At 39.7% G+C, this 18,371-nt stretch carries 19 protein-coding genes; 4 read left to right on the forward strand and 15 right to left on the reverse strand.

The window, feature by feature from the left end; genetic code table 11:
* Position 1 precedes the first annotated feature (1 nt).
* A complete protein-coding gene (locus ACO1DI_RS03940) occupies positions 2–673 on the reverse strand; it encodes a response regulator transcription factor (RefSeq protein WP_208732973.1) in 672 nt (223 codons plus the stop codon).
* Positions 674–998: 325 nt separating this feature from the next.
* On the opposite strand from ACO1DI_RS03940, the gene ACO1DI_RS03945 reads away from it, so the two are divergent.
* Positions 999–1,817, forward strand: a complete 819-nt coding sequence (locus ACO1DI_RS03945) for a squalene/phytoene synthase family protein (protein ID WP_014458697.1) — start codon at positions 999–1,001, stop codon at positions 1,815–1,817.
* Between the two features lie 35 nt (positions 1,818–1,852).
* Here ACO1DI_RS03945 and ACO1DI_RS03950 read toward each other — a convergent pair whose 3' ends face one another.
* Together ACO1DI_RS03950 and ACO1DI_RS03955 are read right to left on the reverse strand one after the other, a co-directional pair.
* On the reverse strand, positions 1,853–3,802 hold the full coding sequence (locus tag ACO1DI_RS03950) for an FUSC family protein (RefSeq protein WP_208732972.1): 1,950 nt from the start codon (positions 3,800–3,802) through the stop codon (positions 1,853–1,855).
* A gap of 156 nt (positions 3,803–3,958) precedes the next feature.
* Entirely contained in the window at positions 3,959–4,219 is a 261-nt protein-coding gene (locus tag ACO1DI_RS03955) for a metal-sensitive transcriptional regulator (protein ID WP_013058561.1), read from the reverse strand.
* 377 nt (positions 4,220–4,596) lie between these two features.
* Between ACO1DI_RS03955 and ACO1DI_RS03960 the strand changes: the two genes are divergently transcribed.
* Both ACO1DI_RS03960 and comJ read left to right on the forward strand, forming a co-directional pair.
* Positions 4,597–5,037, forward strand: coding sequence for a NucA/NucB deoxyribonuclease domain-containing protein (locus ACO1DI_RS03960; RefSeq protein WP_014458694.1), 441 nt, complete (start codon positions 4,597–4,599; stop codon positions 5,035–5,037).
* 35 nt (positions 5,038–5,072) lie between these two features.
* The gene (comJ, locus tag ACO1DI_RS03965) at positions 5,073–5,480 is read left to right on the forward strand and encodes a competence protein ComJ (RefSeq protein ID WP_116739299.1); all 408 of its coding nucleotides are present in this window, start codon (positions 5,073–5,075) and stop codon (positions 5,478–5,480) included.
* A 231-nt stretch (positions 5,481–5,711) separates the two neighbouring features.
* Here the strand turns inward: comJ and ACO1DI_RS03970 are convergent, their stop codons facing one another.
* The 4 genes from ACO1DI_RS03970 to ACO1DI_RS03985 all read right to left on the reverse strand — a co-directional run bounded on the left by ACO1DI_RS03970 (position 5,712) and on the right by ACO1DI_RS03985 (position 10,034).
* A complete protein-coding gene (locus tag ACO1DI_RS03970; protein WP_140451079.1) occupies positions 5,712–6,302 on the reverse strand; it encodes a CPBP family intramembrane glutamic endopeptidase in 591 nt (196 codons plus the stop codon).
* A 388-nt stretch (positions 6,303–6,690) separates the two neighbouring features.
* Positions 6,691–9,009: an RNA polymerase recycling motor HelD gene (helD, locus tag ACO1DI_RS03975; RefSeq protein WP_208732970.1), complete on the reverse strand. Its 2,319-nt coding sequence runs from the start codon at positions 9,007–9,009 to the stop codon at positions 6,691–6,693.
* 243 nt (positions 9,010–9,252) lie between these two features.
* Complete coding sequence (locus ACO1DI_RS03980; protein ID WP_014458690.1) at positions 9,253–9,378, reverse strand: hypothetical protein; 126 nt, start codon at positions 9,376–9,378, stop codon at positions 9,253–9,255.
* Positions 9,379–9,518: 140 nt separating this feature from the next.
* Positions 9,519–10,034 carry an enoyl-CoA hydratase/isomerase family protein gene (locus ACO1DI_RS03985; RefSeq protein WP_116739305.1) on the reverse strand — a complete coding sequence of 172 codons (516 nt, stop codon included), beginning with the start codon at positions 10,032–10,034 and terminating at the stop codon, positions 9,519–9,521.
* A 242-nt stretch (positions 10,035–10,276) separates the two neighbouring features.
* On the opposite strand from ACO1DI_RS03985, the gene ACO1DI_RS03990 reads away from it, so the two are divergent.
* Complete coding sequence (locus ACO1DI_RS03990; protein ID WP_014458688.1) at positions 10,277–10,645, forward strand: winged helix-turn-helix transcriptional regulator; 369 nt, start codon at positions 10,277–10,279, stop codon at positions 10,643–10,645.
* A gap of 23 nt (positions 10,646–10,668) precedes the next feature.
* Here ACO1DI_RS03990 and ACO1DI_RS03995 read toward each other — a convergent pair whose 3' ends face one another.
* The 8 genes from ACO1DI_RS03995 to ACO1DI_RS04030 form a co-directional block, all read right to left on the reverse strand.
* Positions 10,669–11,883 (reverse strand): cytochrome P450, encoded by a 1,215-nt coding sequence (locus ACO1DI_RS03995; protein WP_115654721.1) that lies wholly within the window; start codon positions 11,881–11,883, stop codon positions 10,669–10,671.
* Between the two features lie 169 nt (positions 11,884–12,052).
* Complete coding sequence (locus tag ACO1DI_RS04000) at positions 12,053–12,448, reverse strand: DoxX family protein (protein WP_208732969.1); 396 nt, start codon at positions 12,446–12,448, stop codon at positions 12,053–12,055.
* A gap of 155 nt (positions 12,449–12,603) precedes the next feature.
* Positions 12,604–14,025 carry a glycosyltransferase family 2 protein gene (locus tag ACO1DI_RS04005; RefSeq protein WP_042991960.1) on the reverse strand — a complete coding sequence of 474 codons (1,422 nt, stop codon included), beginning with the start codon at positions 14,023–14,025 and terminating at the stop codon, positions 12,604–12,606.
* 44 nt (positions 14,026–14,069) lie between these two features.
* On the reverse strand, positions 14,070–15,293 hold the full coding sequence (locus ACO1DI_RS04010) for a nucleotide sugar dehydrogenase (RefSeq protein WP_042991958.1): 1,224 nt from the start codon (positions 15,291–15,293) through the stop codon (positions 14,070–14,072).
* Positions 15,286–16,812, reverse strand: a complete 1,527-nt coding sequence (locus ACO1DI_RS04015; RefSeq protein WP_115654722.1) for a glycosyltransferase family 2 protein — start codon at positions 16,810–16,812, stop codon at positions 15,286–15,288. Before ACO1DI_RS04015 ends, ACO1DI_RS04010 begins: the two co-directional genes overlap by 8 nt.
* Positions 16,813–16,814: 2 nt before the next feature.
* Positions 16,815–17,015 carry a hypothetical protein gene (locus tag ACO1DI_RS04020; RefSeq protein ID WP_014458685.1) on the reverse strand — a complete coding sequence of 67 codons (201 nt, stop codon included), beginning with the start codon at positions 17,013–17,015 and terminating at the stop codon, positions 16,815–16,817.
* Between the two features lie 18 nt (positions 17,016–17,033).
* Positions 17,034–17,381, reverse strand: coding sequence for a DUF2642 domain-containing protein (locus ACO1DI_RS04025; protein WP_115654723.1), 348 nt, complete (start codon positions 17,379–17,381; stop codon positions 17,034–17,036).
* Between the two features lie 258 nt (positions 17,382–17,639).
* Positions 17,640–18,314 (reverse strand): NlpC/P60 family protein, encoded by a 675-nt coding sequence (locus tag ACO1DI_RS04030; RefSeq protein WP_423145113.1) that lies wholly within the window; start codon positions 18,312–18,314, stop codon positions 17,640–17,642.
* Between the last annotated feature and the right edge of the window lie 57 nt (positions 18,315–18,371).

Genomic DNA, 18,371 nt, shown 5'->3' on the forward strand with positions numbered 1-18,371 from the left:
CTTAATTCACCAGATATCCTTGACCTTTTTTGGTCACAATTTGATCATTCAGCCCGATTTCTTCCAGCTTGGTACGAATGCGTGTGATGTTAACTGAAAGCGTATTGTCACTTACAAATTTTTCATCTTCCCATAATCTTCGCATAAGCTCTTCTCGCGATACAATCTTGCCTCGCTCTTCCAAAAGAAGCCGTAAAATAAAAAATTCATTTTTCGTTAAATGAACTTCTCGATCGTTATAATGCAAACTTCCTTTTTTTAAGTCTAGCACCGCGCCGTTCCACTCGATAACGTCTGAAATCGTGTCTCCATACGAATACGTTCTGCGCAGAAGTGCCTGCACTTTAGCAATAAGAACATCCAAGTTAAACGGCTTTTGGATATAGTCATCCGCCCCAACATTCATTGCCATAACAATGTCCATTGGATGTTCACGAGACGAAAGAAATACGATAGGAGTTTTTGAAACTGTACGTATTTGCTGACACCAGTAAAACCCGTCATATACAGGTAAATTCACGTCTAAAATGACCAATTCTGGGCTTTCTGCAATAAATACTTCCATTACCTTTTGAAAATCTTCTACTCCAACCACTTCAAATGACCACTGTTCGAATTTTTCTTTCACTAATTCATATATTTTGCTATCGTCTTCTACAATTAAAATTTTCATACCTTCACCTCTGTATTCTCCTATGTATTATGTATACCCGACTGTTGAGGGTTTTCTTAAAAGCTCATCTAACCCGTTAGCATGACGGCAATTTTCTTAAAAATAATCTTTTTATGTCTGTAAAACGAAGAATGAACGAGTATTATCGTAGTGTAAACTTGTGCATGATACAAGTATCTCTGTTTAAATACTACAAAATAATGACAATATCGTTAATAAGTAATCTTTAAACTCCATTAAATGCTCATTTTTTGTTACTATAGTATATAAGATGAAAACTTAAACTAATTTGACATGTGGATATGTAAAAAGGAGCTAGTTATCAATGAGTGTACCCAACAAATTACGCGACAACGCAATGGTGATGTTAAAAGAGACAAGCCGAACATTTTTTATTCCAATTAGCCACTTGCCGGCAGAATTGCAAGATGCAGTAGGATCTGCTTACTTATGTATGAGGGCAATTGATGAAATTGAAGATCACCCTGAGCTAGAAGCCGGTGTAAAAAGCCGCTTGCTTTACGCCATTAGTGACCTGTTAAAAAAGTCTTTTAACGAAGACGAGTACATGGCATTAGTAGGTCCTTATCAAGCTGATTTACCTGACGTAACGCTTCAGCTCGGCAATTGGATTGCGCTTTGTCCGACTGGAGTTGCAGATCAAGTATTAGATGCAACTTCTATTATGGCCAAAGGGATGGCCGATTGGGTAGAAAAAGACTGGCATATTCAAAATGAAGCGGATTTAGACGACTATACGTTCTACGTAGCTGGTCTAGTAGGCGTGATGCTTAACGACATTTGGAAATGGTATGACGGCACGGAGACAGACAAAGAATTAGCCATTGCATTTGGACGCGGCTTGCAGTCTGTAAATATTTTGCGCAATACCTCGGAAGATTCAGAGCGTGGAGTCAGCTTCTTCCCTAACAACTGGAGCAGAGAAGATATGTTTGCCTATGCTCGCCGCAATCTGTCACTAGGAAAGAAATATTTAGAAGACGTCAAATCGCTTCCGATTCTTCATTTCTGCAAAATTCCGTTAGCGCTTGCCGATGGAACGTTAAACGCCTTAATGAAAGGAAAAGAAAAAATGACGCGTGACGATGTAAATAAAACAGTAAGTGAAGTTGTGGATATGTAAAAGCAAAAGCACGGAGCCCATTGGTTCCGTGCTTTTTATATTTCTACCTGCAGACTTTCATATAAAGCAGTTATTTCCCCTTGAATAATGGGGTAGCGTTTCAGGGTCGGAACACTTGAAAGCTTTGGCGCTCGCTTTTGCTCTGCTGCTGCGGCTAGCTGAGCAAATGTTTCCTGAAGCTCTCGCTTTTCTGTTTCTGACAGCTCATATCCTTCATACGACGCAAGAAGCATATAACCTAACTGCTGCGTAGCGACAACTGCCGGCCACAGTCCTTCAAGCTTGACGGCCGTTTTAGAATATTCTCCAATCACATTATCATAAAGCGCCCGAAGATTAACAAGTTCTCCTTGAAGCTTATTTCTTTCTTGTTTAATTCTTTCTTCATCTTGTTCGGTGCTTAGCATTTCTAAAAATTGTCCTTCTTTTCGAATGACATCTCCAAGCAAATACGGCAGACGAAGCGAAGAAGCTCGTTTAAAAACTAATACCGTACCGACCACTCCAATAACAGAACCAATAACAATATCAATCACTCGAGCGGACGTAAAGTAGCTAATCGCTTTGTCCGGATGACCGCTTTCAGCAATTAAAAGAGCATTCGGTGTGATAAAAAGCGTACCGAGCGCGTAGTTTTTAACAATCACAATTTCAATCGTTGACTGAAGCACAAAGACAATGAGCGCAATGACGATTCCCGTTGGTTCAAGCATGAGAATCCCGGTTCCAATTAAAATACCTAAAATGGTTCCGACAGAGCGTTGAATACCTCGCTGAACCGTTGCACGAACGGTTGCCCCAAGCATCACTCCTGCACACGTGAGAGGAATCCAGTAAGACCTTGGAATGTCTGTCGTGTAGGCAACAGCTGCGGCGATAATCATAATAATTCCGTAGCGCAAAGCGTTTTTAAGTACATACGAACGTTTGTGAAAAGCAGCTTTTAACCGTGCTTTTACGCTGCCTTGTGAAAATTGAATATACTCCGTTTCTTTCAATTCCTTCATTTGAAGAACGTCGTTTACATCTAGTAATAATGTTCGCAGCTCTTCTTTGATGGACAGCTCTTCAATTTCTTCTCGCACGTCTCGAATTTTTTTATGTTTTTTTAACGTGGCCATTTCGGATGCGAACGTTTCAATTACCGCTTGTGCTTTTTTCGAAACAGCCGGATTAAAATCATTCGCAGCGGCCATCACAAAAATAAACAGCCCTTCAGCTTTTTGGTTTAATAAAAACAGCCGGTGAGAAAACGATGATTTTTTTCGATTAATTTTCGCTTGCTTCATCGCTGTTTCCGCTGCCCGAAGCTCTACAACCGTTTTGTGCTGCTCAGCGTGAAACGATTCCGTGCCAAGTGATCCAACAAATGAAGCTATCTGCCTATAAGCTTTCGCCACAGCGGCAGTTTCAGGCCCGCGTGGATTAATAAGCCAGCCGCTCATGCTAATACACCAAGATAGTGCTCCTCCTAAAAAAACGAGGCCTGCATGCAAAAAAACTGCCTGTAAATTCGGAGCTGGAATGCTTGTACTCACTGCAAATGAAAGAACAAAAAACATGGCTGAAGGTCCCGGAATTTTTAAAGCTCCGAAGATATAAACCGATACGGCTCCAATCACACCAAATAAAATAGTTTTTATCCACTCCACCTCAGCAAATAACGAGCCTAGCGTAAAGCACAGCGTAATGCCAAGCAAAGCTAAAAATAACTTAACGGCACGCTGCGCGTAAGGCTCATCTTTTGTATACAAATATGTAAACCCGCCAATGCTTGCAATGAGGCCGTACTGCAAATGACCAAACAAAATGCCTATTAAAATCGGCAAACTTGAAGACAAGCCTGAGCTGATTCCTCTTACCCACGGAGAAGAAGCGTGGTTAAAGCGAAAAGCAGCTTTGATTCCCGGCGCTTTTGGAGAAGCCTCAATTTTATGATGAATTTCCGTATGATTATATGTTGGTGACTTTTTGTCATCATTCACCTTGACCTCCTCCTTTCTCTCCATATATCTTTCCTGTTCTTAAAACGAGATAAACCTAAAAAACCGCTGTTCCTATCCGTATTGTGTTTAGGAACAGCGCTTTTTATCCTTTTAAGCAGCGTACAGAAAAAACAAAAAGCAGATGAAACGAATGTCTCATCTGCTTTTTACTAACAACTCTACTGCTTCTTTTACTAAATTTTCCGTATTCTCGCCTTTTTCAATGCTTTCTCTTACGCATTGTTCAAGGTTTGTGCTGACAATAACACCCATCGTGCGATCAATTGCGCTTCTGGCTGCTGAGAGCTGTGTCACAATGTCACGGCAGTCTTTTCCTTGTTCCATCATATTTAAGACGCCTTTTAACTGACCTTCAATACGTTTCAAACGATTTTTAACTTGCTTATCATATTCCATCATACTACTACCTCCGCTCATGCATGATTGCGTTTGTTGCTTTTAAGCTTACACAAGAAGTAAATGTACACACAACTTTATACCTATTAGGGTATGATGTCAAGTAAAGGAAGTTGACTCTTTTTTTCACCTAGGACCCATAGACATACAATTAGACACTTCACACTCCATTTAATCTGAATCGTAAGTAAGGTACACACCGCAAAGTATAACTCCTAGAATATTCTGAGGCCTTTTGAATCTTACAGATAAGACAAAATGATCATTTTTACATAATTGTTAATACTTGTTTACACCGTATTTATTGTCCTGTAATCTAAACTTAGCAATCTGAGAGTATAGTTAAGCTGTAAAAACGACTACACTGGAGGTTTGAGATGAGTACATACGGGAAAAAATTAATGGCAAGTCTATTCATTATCATTGCATGCGTTTTAGGGTTTATAGGACATGCGGCGTTTTTAGCTCCTGAAAAAACGGAAGCCGAAGCAAACTATGATGCAACGCTTTATTTTCCACTGGACCGATATCCTGAAACCGGCGATCATATTCGCGACGCAATTGCTGCTGGTCACTCTTCCGTTTGCACAATTGATCGCGATGGTGCTGAAGCAAACCGAGAAGAATCGCTAAAAGGATACCCAACAAAAACAGGCTATGACCGTGATGAATGGCCAATGGCTATGTGCGAAGAAGGCGGAGCAGGAGCTGATATTCGCTATATTTCACCTTCTGATAACCGCGGAGCCGGCTCATGGGTTGGAAATCAGTTAGAACAGTACCCAGATGGTACACGCGTACAATTTATCGTGCAATAATAGCTGAACAAGCTTTACTTTGAAGAGGTGAAATCATGAAAACAAAATGGAAAGAACAAGAGCTAACAATGTCATATCATCAGTTTACGCTATTTCAAAAAGGACAGCCAAAGCCCCATCACGACTGGAGTGATGAAGATATTCAAAAAGGATATGTCGCAGACGATAAAGCTATTTCATTTGAAGCCGTGTCGAATACAAAAGCCATTATTGAAGTGTGGGTAAACGAAACTCCAGACGCATCAAAGGCTGAAAAGACCACTCGCCTTCCTTTTCACGTCGAAAGCGATGGGATTGAAATCAAAAGCGTCCTATCTGAAACTTTAAGCTATGACATTCCAAAAGGATATTATTACGTCACATGCCTGACCATTCCTCTTCAAGAAAAAACAAACTCAGGCCTTTATTTAGTGAAGTATTTGCTGCATTTTGAAGGTCAATAAAAAGAAGGCAGCTTACTGTAAGCAGTTCAGGTAACATAATCGTAATTACACAGGAAGTAACTCATAAAAAAATGAGACAAACATATTTTAAGTAAAGAAGATCCGGACGATGAATTGTTCGGATTTTTTTATTTTGATAGTGGAACAAGCAGTCCAGCTCATGTACTCTATTTGTTTGTCTTTGGAGTGGATTGATTCCATCATGTCTCAATCTCTTCTTTGTGAAAGATGCTAAAATATCCATCCGTTAAAGACCATACCTAAATTAATAATAAAATGAAAAACTACGGCTGGATATATGCTTTTCGTCTTTAAAACGACAAATGCGTAGAAAAATCCCCCAAAAGAAAAAAGCAAACTTATTACCACAGGAATTCCTATTGATATGTGCAAAAGACCGAATCCAATACTCGTAATAAAAACAGCGTAAAAAGTCGATAGACTGCTTTTTAAATGAGATAACATAATTCCTCTCCAAAGCACCTCTTCTAAAATTGCATTTATAATTGAGAATACTATACCGTATATGACGAATGATTTTGTATAGCTTATATCTTCAGCGAATAGTAAAGGTACAAAAATCGTAGCCGAACCAATCAGACCAAACATTAAAAAGTACGTTAGCTGAATTGAATGCTGTGGCATCACTACACGTTTCTGCCAGTCTGGCAATGATGCAAAAAGAAATACTCTTTGCTTGGACAACAAAACTGAAAGCAATAGTCCACCTATAATAAACAGAAGTAACACTCTGTTTACAATAATTTTCATCTTTTTAGATAGATCCCACTCAATGAAATAATTGCTTCCTATTTGAAACATACATGTCCCTACTAAAAAGAATAGAAACAGAGAAACCGTTGAACGATATTTAAAGGTTAAAGCATAGATAAAAAGCAAGCCTATGATAGGCAACAGTCCCGCAGCAAATAACTTATAAGAAAAAAGAATAATACCCGAGAAAAATAAACTTATTATAAAGATGAGTAATACATTTATTCGTAAATATTGGATATAAAACTCCTCCTTTCACTGTCCCTCTGATTCGCTTTATGGTAGTTGGACTTTAACCAAACAAATTTTATTCAAGCAATGTAAATAAACTGAATCCATCCATAAAAATAAAAAATCGAGGGTAAAACCTTTGCGATTTCACCCTCGATTTTTCGTACTACTATTCCAGACACTCAAGACACTGACCGTTCTCTGTTTATTTACCGTGGTATTCATAAGTTTCTTTATTTGATATAAACGGGCTAATTTCACCAAGTGAGAACAGGTGGAGCTCATGCATCGCTCTTGTGCATGCTGTATAAAATAAATTCCGCTCATATTCATCTTGGTAACATTCACTCGACGCATTATAAATGATGACAGCATCAAATTCAATTCCTTTTGCTAAGTAAGCTGGCAGGACAAGCATGCCTTTTTCAAATGAACTTGTTTCTTTTGTCAGCAGTCTTGCAGACATCGAATCAGGCAAAGCTTGGAATGCTTGACGACTTTCCTCAGCTGTTTTAGCAATAATAGCAATCGTTTTATAGTTGCGCTGCTTCAATTCATTAATTTTGTTTATGATTGCCTCATGCAGCTCTTTGACGTCACCTGCAGCCGTCACGGTCGGCTTCGCTCCGTTTCGATTAAACGGATCGATTAAATGGCCGTTTGCGACCATATCCCTTGAAAACTCGACAATTTGACGTGTTGAGCGATAGCTTCTTGTAAGAGTCAGCGTTTCTGCTTCTTTCTCTTCATACAGCTCGCTTGAAAGAATGGTCGGTGCGTTCAAGGCGTGCGCATAGATCGCTTGATTCAAGTCTCCAAGCAGCGTCATTCTGGCATGCGGAAACAGCTCTTTTAAAAATGCTAGCTGAAACGGTGAATAATCTTGTGCTTCATCAATAAACAAATAGCGAATGACAGGGTTAGCTTTGCGCCCTTCAATTTGATCTTGGATATATAAATAAGGCGTTACGTCTTCATAAGACAGCTTCATGTTCATGACTCTTTGTACCGTGTTTTTAGCAGTGTCTTCCCACCCTTCTACGTGTGAAAAAAGATGATTTCTTTCAAACAGCTGCATATAGATACGGCGAATGTCGATAAATTTAAGCTGCTTGATGGCCTGCTTAATAAATTTCATTTTCTTAGCTACAACGGCTTTGGCTAAATACGCTTGTTCCCGATCGAAATCATCAAATGAGCTTTCCGTATAGCCTTCCTTTTTCTGCAGGTGCTGATAGGCCTCTACATAATCTTCTTTTTCTAAAAGCTGAATTTCTTCTTGAACCCAATCTTTTTTACGCTCAAGTTTTTCAAGCTGATTAATGAGTTTAAGCGCCCACTCGGCTACAAGCTGCATTCTGTTAGGGATGGAAATTCCCGTATCAAGCGAGTAGAAATAAGACAGCAGACGCCGAGCAGATAACACGATTTCGCCGCGAAACTTAATGTTTTTAAAAATGATGTCTTTAGTAGACAGCTCTTCGATATACGCATCTACCTGCTTTTTAAATTCACGGCTTGCTTTGTAGCGGATTTCCTGCATTTTTTGTTTTTTTGTTGCGGCATCTTTCTCCGTTAGCAAATATTCGATTTGAACGAACAAATCCTCCACTTCAAACTCGTTTCCTAACCGTCCATCAGCATATTGCTGAAACGTTGTTTGTTTCATGTTGTCTTCTCCAAGCTCCGGAAGAACGGTTGAAACGTAGCTGTTAAAAAGCGGATTTGGTGAAAACAGCATCATGTTTTCTGCAGTCAGCTGCTTTCGGTGATGATAGAGAAGATAAGCCACACGCTGAAGAGCTGCCGACGTTTTACCACTCCCTGCTACCCCTTGAACAATCAGCACTTTATTTTTTTCATTTCGAATAATTTGGTTTTGTTCTTTTTGAATGGTCGCTACAATACTTTTCATTTGACTGCTTGCATTGTGCCCGAGCACTTCTTGAAGCAGCTCGTCTCGAATGGTAATTCCTGTATCAAACATACTTTTAATTACGCTATTTTCAATAATAAACTGACGCTTTAGCTTCATCTCGCCTTTAATCGCTTCACCTGGCGTTTCGTACTGCGCCTTTCCTGGTGAATAATCATAATAAAGACTCGAAATCGGCGCACGCCAATCATAAATTAAAAACTCTTCATCTTTTTGATCCATTAAGGAGCCGACGCCTACATAAATAGCTTCCGCTTCTTTTTCACCATTTTCTATAAAATCAAAACGCCCAAAATAAGGGGATTGCGTTAGTTTTTTTAATGTTTTTAATTGATCATACGCTTGTCTATGGGTAATTTCACGTTCAGCTAAAAGTTCTGCCTGCTGCTTAATGCTCGTAAATGTCTCAATTACGTCATCTGGCTCATCCATATTAACCGTAACATCGTCCCAAAACGTGCTTCGCAAATCGACAATTTCACCTTTTACGTTTCCTACGCTTTTGCCTATCTTTTCAGCTTTTTGGCTGATTTCTTCTACTACCCAATCAACTCGCTGCTGTTCTTCTGTTAAATTTTTATCTTTCACTTATCCACACCCCTTACACACGTTACCCGATAACAAGACTTGTTACCGGGTAAAAGCGATCATTGTTTATTTTTTCAGAGTCTACATACTTCCCTACTAAGTTCGTAAATCCCTGCTATGTAACCATATTATGTCTTAATTTCCACCGTTAGTATACTGAAAAATAATGAGCTCCACAACAAAAAGGGCTGAGAAACTCTCAAGCCCCTTATCTTTATAAGTTGTTCCTCTACTTATTAGCTATTACTGTTTCCAAAAAGTTAGCATATGAATGATGGCTGTCACCACTTCTACTCCTTGAAACGCCAGTAAACCTGCTGCTGCCGCTGTAAACAATCCGACTACCGCTTCTTTAAAAATGAATGGCATTGATACCAGCTCCTTTGCTTATTTAAAATAAGTAGATTTGTTATCATTCTACTCCTTTTTTCAGAATTTTCAATACCATTTTGTCAATGAAATAAAATAAAAACGCTTTCACTTTATAGGAAATAAAGTGAAAGCGCTTTTTAAGCTTCCTTTTCTAATGCATTGAGCGCAAGTGAATATTCTAATCCTTTCCCTTTTTGCACAACGTGCTGCACTTTTCCCATGTTGCATGCTTCTTGCGCACTAACAGTCATACCGTTTGTTAACTTGAGCTGCACAGGTTCTTCCGCAATTCGTACGTCGCATGCTAAAGCTAACTCATACCCTCCGCCAAACGTAAAGTTTGTAAGAAGCGCAATCGTTTGTTTGGCACTGCATGAAATACGCTGAAAAATCGCTCGAGCTGCTACTGCATGAATCGGCTGATAAAGCCTTCCTGTTTCTTCTCGTAGGAAAGAGGTTGTTCTATGATCTCCGTTCATTTTATAGTACTCTCCCATGAATACAATAGATCCAACCGACGAATCGTGCTGCAACTCATTCATCGTTTCTTGCAGCTCATACATAACTTCGCTGTTCAAACGATTAAGCATCGACTGATTCATTCGTATAACCGCCACATGATTTCTTTTTTCTACTTTGATAAATCTTTTCATCGTTCCTCCGCCCTTTCCCCTGTCGTCCTTTATAAATAAAGCGCTTTCAAAATATTTCGCTTTTTAATAGAAAAGTTATTTTCATAGTTTCATCATACAACAAACTCATAATTATTTCCATTACTTTTTTAATTTTCCGTCAATAATCCCATGAATCATTTCCATGTTTTTATCAAATAAGACGTGCTATAGTATAAACAGCACAAATGCAGCTGAACTCACTGATAAAAGGAGTAATCACTATGAAATACGACTTAACAAAATGGGAGCCTCACGGCTATTCTTGCCCTGTGGAAGCAGCCGTTGATGTAGTCGGAGGCAAATGGAAAAGCGTCATTTTATATCAATTATCCAAGGAACGCCGGCGCTTTAATGAACTGCGCAGACTCATTCCTGGCGTAACGCAGCGAATGCTCACGCTGCAGCTTCGCGAACTCGAGCGCGACGGAATTATCCACCGCGAAGTCTATAAACAAGTTCCGCCTAAAGTAGAATATTATTTAACGCCTTTTGGAGAAACTCTCATCCCTATTATCGAGCTGATGTTTCAATGGGGATATAATCATACCGATAAAATTGCTGAAGCGAGAATTCAGGCAGAAAAAGAGTAAAAAGCACGCAAAGCGTGCTTTTTTTATACATGTTTTCGAATCAATAATTCTTTTAACCCATACACAAATGTGCTTTCAATCGGCTTTAACTCAAATGCCGGGCTCCAGTCCATATGCGGATAGCGGTCAATCAGTTCAGCCAGCATAACTTTTGCTTCTATTCGAGCAAGCGGTGCTCCTAAGCAAAAATGAATCCCTCTTCCAAATGCCATATGGATATTTGGCTTTCGATCGATTTGAAATACATCCGGGTCTTCAAAATACTGCGCATCTCGGTGCGCGGATCCCATCCATGGAACGACGTGTTCGCCCGCTTTTAATTTCTTCCCTGCAAGAACCACATCTTCTTTTACGATTCGGTGAAGAGCCTGAACGGGTGAACGATAGCGGAGAACTTCTTCAATCGCAGAAGGCAAAAGTTCTTTTTCTCGTTTGAGTCGTTCAAAAGAAGCTTTATCTTCCATTAAACAATAAATCGTATTTGAAATTAAGTTCGTGGTTGTTTCGTTGCCTGCAATCAGCAGCAAAATGGAAAACCCGACGATTTCTTCATCCGTTAGCTGCTTCCCTTCTTCTTTTGCCTGAAGAAGCACGGAGATAATATCATCCCCTGGATGCGTGCGTTTTTCTTCAATGATTTTATAAAAATAAGTTTCGAGCTCATCATTTGCTTTCATTTTATCTTGCTGCAATTTTTCGAGCGTTTCGCGTTCATTATTCGACGGACCCGCTACGATAATATCCGACCAATCTTTAAACTGACGCTGATCTTCTATCGGCACGCCTAAAATATCGGCAATTACCATAACCGGAAGCGGATAGGAAAGATGCTCGACTATATCAATATCTTCAAGATGCTCAACTTCTTGTAATAATTCGTGTGTAATACGCGCAATTTTAGGCTCCCATGCTTTCATTGCTTTAGGCGTAAAAGCTTTATTAACAAGCGCTCTCATTTCAGCATGCTTAGGCGGATCAATATTAATTAGGCTCGTTCCTAGAGCAGTTTGTCTTTGGTTTTGTGGAGGTCTTCGATCAGAAGAAAAAATATTCTTTTGTTCTAGCACTTCTTTGACCCCGTCATAGTGAAAAACATCCCATACCTGCCTTTCTTCGTCCCATTGCACAGGCGCGCTGTTTCTCATCTCTTCATACCATGAAAAAGGATTAAAGCGCTCTTCTTTTGATTGAATTGTATTCACTTGACGGACAATTCCGTTTTCTCTTTCGGTTTTCATGTTAAAACCTCCCCGTATCGTTCAAATAGAATGACTATGTAGTCATCTATGACCAAATAGTACCATATATACGAATTTTCTTAAAAATGATAGCTGTATATTTTAGTAAAAATGAATCGATAGAAGGATATATTTTACAAAAAAGGGTAGGCGCATAGCGCCTACCTTTTTAAGAATAATGTTCTTCTGGTTTTTGTAATCGGTTGTCTAACGCGTACGCGCCGCTTCCTGCTAGAATCATATGAAGCGAAACGACAAAAAGGGCAATCTCAAGCTCATAGCCGCCTGTAAAACCAGCACCGCTTTTCGCTGTAAAAATAGCGCCAATCATCACGATCGCAAACAGAACACCTATTAAGCGCGTTTGAAACCCAAGAATCATAGCAGCTCCTCCTAGGAATTCAATAACAGCAACCGCGTAAGCGAAAAACGCGGGAATCCCCATGCTGTGGAAAAAACCGACCGTATTATCAATACCGCTTTGAAATTTGCCAAGTCCATGAATAAAAAACGTTAGTCCTAACATAAGACGAAGTAAAAACGTTCCAAGCTGATAGCTTTTCATTTCTTTTCCTCCTTTTTTACTTTTGTCTGCACATGTAACAATTTTAGTTACAACTGTGAACAAATTCAAGAGGTTAGAACAGAAAAACAAGATATCAGCAAATTTCTTTACCTCATTTTAAACATTTTTTTTTTAAATAAGACCATGCTTCCTGCTCAGTCACGCTGAAGATACGATAGAAATGCAAAAATATGATCCTGAATAATGAGTTCTGCCGTAGCAGAATGGCTCTTTAATGATAAGTGTTCAGAATATCGAAATCGGTTAAATTTATTTACATCAACATGGTGAACGGCCTGCACATGAAAACCCCCTACTATGGCTTTTACTTGGGCAAAAGGCGGTACAGCAAGAGATTCGGGCTCAATTTTCTCGAGGCACTCTCTGCTTATGGCATGAGGAACAGCTGTCATGGAGCTCATTAATAAATCTTTTCTTCCTATTGTCTCGTTCAACACGTACTTCCACCCCTGGACCACATGCGTGAGCTTTTCTTCATCTTCACATATGTTTAAAGCTACATCGACACCGCTCGCTACCGCTGCAGCAAACGGATACAACTCCTGAGCTGAAAGAACAAAGTCCCCGTCTATGAAGAGAAGAATATCTCCCGTTGCTGCAAGTGCTCCTGCAGCTCTTCCGCAATCATGCCCTAACCGCTCATCGTAAACAATAGTTTTAACACCCTGTTCTTTGGCATACTTCTCCGACTGATCCGTAGAGCCGTTAATCACAACAATAATTTCTAACGGTTCAAGTTTTCTTGCTTCTGCAATCACTTGTTTGAGTGTTTGTTCTTCGTTGCAAACCGGAATAATAACAGAAAGCTGTTTACCTCCATAAAAAGAAGATAATCTCCCCCAGCCGTGCTCAACAACTGGAAGAGGCTGCGAAAGCATATCCACTCGCCTTTTACGGTGTGACGCAAACGTATAATATGTTTGAAGAAGCTGCTGGTAGGATTGAATTCGTTCTCTGCTACGCAGCGGCCGATCAAACGGACGAAAGCTTCCCTTTCCCTGCGTTTCGATCGTAATATGCGAGCTTACACGATACTGTGTTAAGAACGTCACAAATAAAGAAAGAGGCGGCAACTCCCAGTGGTTCTTTAATACGCTTACTAGCACACCGTAAGGCGCTTTTAAACAAGCGTTGGCACGATGAGGCTTTCCAAGTGCATGATGCAGAACCGTACTCCACGTCAGCTCGCTGCGGTTAAAAGCATTCATCTTTGTTTTTTCCCACTTGTTTAGCACCACATCGCTATGTTCAAATAACAGCGGCTGAACAAAACGCTCAAGCTCGGAAGCCGAAAGAATAATATCGCCGTCTACAAATAAGACGGCATCTCCTTTAGCAGCCTTTGCCCCTTCCATTCTCGCTTCATGTGGAGAAAGGCGTTTTTCTACTACTTTTACCGTACATCCCTCTTCTTTCGCTATTTTAACTGAAGCATCGGTACAGCCGTTTGCAACTACGATAATCTCAAGCACGTTCACTTTTTTAATTTGTTTAAGCACGTTTTTTAACATTTCTTCTTCATTGTAAACGGGCAGAACGACAGAAAGAGTTTTCATTGATATCCCCCCTAAAAAAAGAACCACTGAACAATTCAGCGGTTTCATTCATTTAAAATACCTCTTGTATCCACAACTTTTTTTGCGTATTTTACAATTGACCAATCGATTTGACTGTGATCGGTTAATACAAGTACAATATCGCTTTTTTCAACTTCTTCTTTTGTCAGCGGTACAGAAAAATACGTTTGCTTATTTAATATAGCGGAGTCAATATAAGGGTCATGATACGTCAGCTCATATCCTTTTGCTAAAAGACCTTCACATACCGTCAGCGCCGGCGATTCACGCATATCATTTACATCTTTTTTATACGCCATGCCTACAACAAACACTCGTTTCTCATTTGCTGCCAGCTGCTTTTCAACACGTCTAATTACTTTATTTGGCATTTCTTCATTAATATGATGAGCGGCTTCAATAAGTTCGCTCGTTAAGCCATTTTGCTTTAGTTTCCATAGGAAATAAAGCGGATCAACGGGTATGCAGTGTCCTCCAATTCCAGGACCTGGATAATAAGGAGTGAATCCAAATGGCTTAGTAGATGCAGCTTGTAAGACCTCATAAAAGTCTATTCCTAATTCCTCACACAGCTCGTTTGTTTCGTTCACCAACGAAATATTGACCAGGCGCTGAATGTTTTCAAACAGTTTGCACATTTCTGCTACTTTTGGAGAAGAAACAGGCACCACCTGTTGAAAAATACTTTCATAAAACGTCTGCACGTGATGAAGGCAGTCTTTGCTGTAGCCGCTAATTACTTTTGGAATATGCTCAATATCGTATGATTTGTTTGCCGGATCAACTCGTTCTGGAGAATAAGCTAGATAAAAATCTTTACCTGCCTGTAAGTTGGAATCTTTCAAAATAGGCAACACGACTTCTTCAAGCGTGCCTGGGTAAGTAGAGCTTTCATAAATAACGGTTTGCCCTTTTACCATCTGTTCTTTTAAGAATGCAGATGCGCTAATGACTGGTCCTAGATCGGGGTTATGATTTTCTGTAATAGGAGTTGGCACGGTCACAACTACATAATCGCATGCTTGAAATGCAGAGATACCTTTTTGTAACTCATATGCTTCAAAATTTTTCTCGCTTTGAATCACATCACTATGCACATCTGGAATATAGCTTTTCCCTTGTTTTAGCGCCTCAATTTTTCGTGCGTCAATATCAAGACCAACGACGCTATAGTTTTTCTTTGCAAATAAAAGAGCAAGCGGCAATCCAACATAGCCAAGACCAATAACAGCAACTTTTTTATTCATTCTTCAACACCTCAAACAAGATATCATGTCTTCGTATGTCCGGAAGAAACTCGCCTCTTTCACTTGTTTGGCTAATATAGTATGCAAGGGCCTCAACATAATCTCCTAGAATGCGCTGCGTTGATGCCGCCAAACCTTTGACTTTCATGTGCTCCTTTCGAATCCGGTTCGTTCGCGCCACATCAACAAAATGAACGGGCTGAACCATAAAGCCGTACATAATACTTTTTAATTGAAATAAAGGTGGAATAATAAGAGATTCGTAGCCAACTTTCTCCATTACATCCCGTTTAATTGCATGCGGAATCGCCGTCGTTGTATTGATTGTCAAATCGGGACGTTTGCAAATGATATTAAGAAAATATTTCGCCGCACTTACAGAGTGAATAGGATGCACTTCATCCAGCAGACACTCTAAATTATTAAGCGCTACATCAATTCCTTGATCAGCTGCTTCTAGATACGGACGTAAATTTTCTGCAGAAATGACGATATCCCCATCTACGAACAAGCAAACTTCACCGCTGCTGTACATGGCACCGATTGCTCGAGGTACATTATGTCCAAGCCGCTGCTTGTAATGAAGAACAGTGGCTCCAGCTTCAATTGCTCGCTTAACTGTCACCTCATCCGCCCCATTAGCAACCACGATGATTTCTTCGACTCCGGCCTTTTTTACTTCTTTAATCACGCTTGAAATCGTCTCTTTTTCTTCGCCTACTGGAATAACAGCACTGTATTTAACGCCGGTTTTCCGCTTCACATTCGGTGTATAGGCAGAAACAATTTCCCGGTTTCGATCACCATCTGTTAGTCCGCCTCTTATTCCTTTTTCTTCAATAAGGTGAGTCAGTGCTTTAATGTGATCTCCAATGATATAGTTTGTGGAAATTGGAAAAGGTGAATTGGTAGGAACGGTCTTATGAGTATTTCGAATCTTGTTTGTATAAATAACGTCTGAAGAACACGGTGCAACAATTGACATTCCTTTTAAAAGAGCAATGGTATGAGCGAGGGGTGGATGAGCTAAGTTCTCGTAGCCGATTTTAGCTGCTGATGTTTTTTTGATGGCATGAGGAATAGCTGTTAAGGCTTGAACAGATAAATCTTCACGCTGTAAGCACAAGTTCAGCATATATTTTGCAACGGAAACAGGATGAGGACGCACCTTTCGTTTCATAATCCACGTAAGATTATTCAAAGCGATATCATGACCAGTTTCTATAGCTTGTGTATATTTCATCAGCTCCTCATGAGGAACCGCTATATCTCCGTCCAAAAAAAGCAAAATATCTCCTTTTGCTTTTTTAGCACCAATGGCTCTTCCAATATTAATGCCTAGAGCTTCTTCATAGTAAATGACGCGACACCCTGCATCCTCGGCTATTGCCTTAGTTGCATCACTAGATCCATTTACTACGACAATAATTTCTAACGGCTTTATTTTTTGAGCTTCTTTAAGCACAGGTAATAATGAATCTTCTTCGTTACAGACTGGAATAATGACTGATACTTTCAATCTCACTCAACTCCGCTGAAAATTCGAACATACGTGATGGCTACTAGTGGGATGGTTACGTCCGTGGGCTCACCATATGAGCTTGATGTACGCACAACAGCCGCTGCGTCCGTAACAGCAAGCAGTGTTCCATTAATAACGTCGATAGCTGTGATGATTTGCACAAATGAACCCACATTTTCTCTTAATGCATCTTGAAACATACTTTTCTCTCCTTTCGTTTAAGCGCTTTGAATAGTAACGATGCTTGTAAATGGAAGTAATACTGTTGATGTTGGAGACTCTACTAATTCTAAATAATCATCTCCTACAAATGTCACAACACCTTCTAGTGGACCAGCCGTTGTTTCAATCACAACTTCTTTTCCGATATACTGCTCGGCAATTTCTTTAAAAGGTGATTCTTGAGATTCTTTAATAATATTTATTACGTATTCTTTGAACGTGTCAGAATAAACGACTTCTTCTACCGCTTTCTTTGTGTTTTCCTGAATAAATTCAGCAAATCGATTTGAAAACAACAGGTGTTTTATCTTTTCTACATAGCGACGGTAACAACAAAAAAACATAAATTTTGTTCCTCCTTTTTATACGGTTCTCCCTTCAAATTACCTACAACCATTGACGTAACTTAAGAGATTACTTTACCAATATATACAAGCTTTATCATAAAGGTGACAGAACTTTTGGTGTATTTTCATACAAATACGCACATGACTAGCCCGTTTTGCATATGATTACTTCCTACTTCCTCCTACCTATTGAAACCTAAACAAAAAAAGACAAAGCTCCTAAGCTTTGTCTTTTCTTATCTATTAAATGAAGAATCAGTTGGCTGCAATACGCTTTGCTCCTATATAGCGCTCTTTCCAATAGCTTGAATTTTTATCGCTAATTGTAACGCCTTTAGAAGACGATGCGTTAATAAACTTTCCGTCTCCAAGATAAATGCCTGCATGAGAAGGACCTTCTTTGTACGTTTCAAAGAACACAAGATCTCCTACCTGCGGTTCACTTACATTTTCACCTGCTTTATAGATATCTTCAACCGTTCTTGGAATATCAACGCCTACGCTTTCTTTATATACATACTGAAGATATCCGCTGCAGTCAAATCCTGAAGGTGTAGTGCCGCCCCATTTGTACGGCGTGCCCATTAAGGATTTTGCTTTGCTGGTTACTTTATCCGTATTCACTTCTGATTCGCCTTCTACAACGCCGCCTTTACCTAATGCATTGTATGTATTCTCTCCAACAATTCCATCTGCTCCTAGGTTATGTTTCTCTTGAAAAGCCATAACCGCTTTTTTTGTTTCATAATTAAAATAACGCGATACTTCGCCTTTTAAAAATCCTTTATCTTTTAACACCGTTTTAACTTGTTCAACATCATCATTTGTCATCCCTTGTTTTAAAACCGTGTCGCCAAACGCAGCATGTCCCATTGCCGGACTTGCAAATAAAGCTCCTCCTACAAGAAGCGCCGATAGCATTTTTTTCATTTCGTTTCCTCCCCGAATCATGTTTTAAGCACCGTACAACCATACCATCTGCGGATA

Source organism: Priestia sp. 40 (assembly GCF_049368575.1).
In the GTDB taxonomy this organism is placed as follows: domain Bacteria; phylum Bacillota; class Bacilli; order Bacillales; family Bacillaceae_H; genus Priestia; species Priestia zanthoxyli.

Coding starts and splice junctions, on each gene's coding strand:
- ACO1DI_RS04025 (WP_115654723.1), bottom strand. CDS start 17,381: ATGTTTTTTTGTTGTTACCGTCGCTATGTAGAAAAGATAAAACACCTG.
- ACO1DI_RS04010 (WP_042991958.1), bottom strand. CDS start 15,293: ATGAATAAAAAAGTTGCTGTTATTGGTCTTGGCTATGTTGGATTGCCG.
- ACO1DI_RS03960 (WP_014458694.1), top strand. CDS start 4,597: ATGAGTACATACGGGAAAAAATTAATGGCAAGTCTATTCATTATCATT.
- ACO1DI_RS03955 (WP_013058561.1), bottom strand. CDS start 4,219: ATGGAATATGATAAGCAAGTTAAAAATCGTTTGAAACGTATTGAAGGT.
- ACO1DI_RS03945 (WP_014458697.1), top strand. CDS start 999: ATGAGTGTACCCAACAAATTACGCGACAACGCAATGGTGATGTTAAAA.
- ACO1DI_RS04000 (WP_208732969.1), bottom strand. CDS start 12,448: ATGAAAAGCTATCAGCTTGGAACGTTTTTACTTCGTCTTATGTTAGGA.
- ACO1DI_RS03980 (WP_014458690.1), bottom strand. CDS start 9,378: ATGCCATTCATTTTTAAAGAAGCGGTAGTCGGATTGTTTACAGCGGCA.
- ACO1DI_RS03985 (WP_116739305.1), bottom strand. CDS start 10,034: ATGAAAAGATTTATCAAAGTAGAAAAAAGAAATCATGTGGCGGTTATA.
- ACO1DI_RS04020 (WP_014458685.1), bottom strand. CDS start 17,015: ATGTTTCAAGATGCATTAAGAGAAAATGTGGGTTCATTTGTGCAAATC.
- ACO1DI_RS03940 (WP_208732973.1), bottom strand. CDS start 673: ATGAAAATTTTAATTGTAGAAGACGATAGCAAAATATATGAATTAGTG.
- ACO1DI_RS03990 (WP_014458688.1), top strand. CDS start 10,277: ATGAAATACGACTTAACAAAATGGGAGCCTCACGGCTATTCTTGCCCT.
- ACO1DI_RS03995 (WP_115654721.1), bottom strand. CDS start 11,883: ATGAAAACCGAAAGAGAAAACGGAATTGTCCGTCAAGTGAATACAATT.
- ACO1DI_RS04005 (WP_042991960.1), bottom strand. CDS start 14,025: ATGAAAACTCTTTCTGTCGTTCTGCCCGTTTACAATGAAGAAGAAATG.
- ACO1DI_RS03970 (WP_140451079.1), bottom strand. CDS start 6,302: ATGTTTCAAATAGGAAGCAATTATTTCATTGAGTGGGATCTATCTAAA.
- ACO1DI_RS04030 (WP_423145113.1), bottom strand. CDS start 18,314: ATGAAAAAAATGCTATCGGCGCTTCTTGTAGGAGGAGCTTTATTTGCA.
- comJ (WP_116739299.1), top strand. CDS start 5,073: ATGAAAACAAAATGGAAAGAACAAGAGCTAACAATGTCATATCATCAG.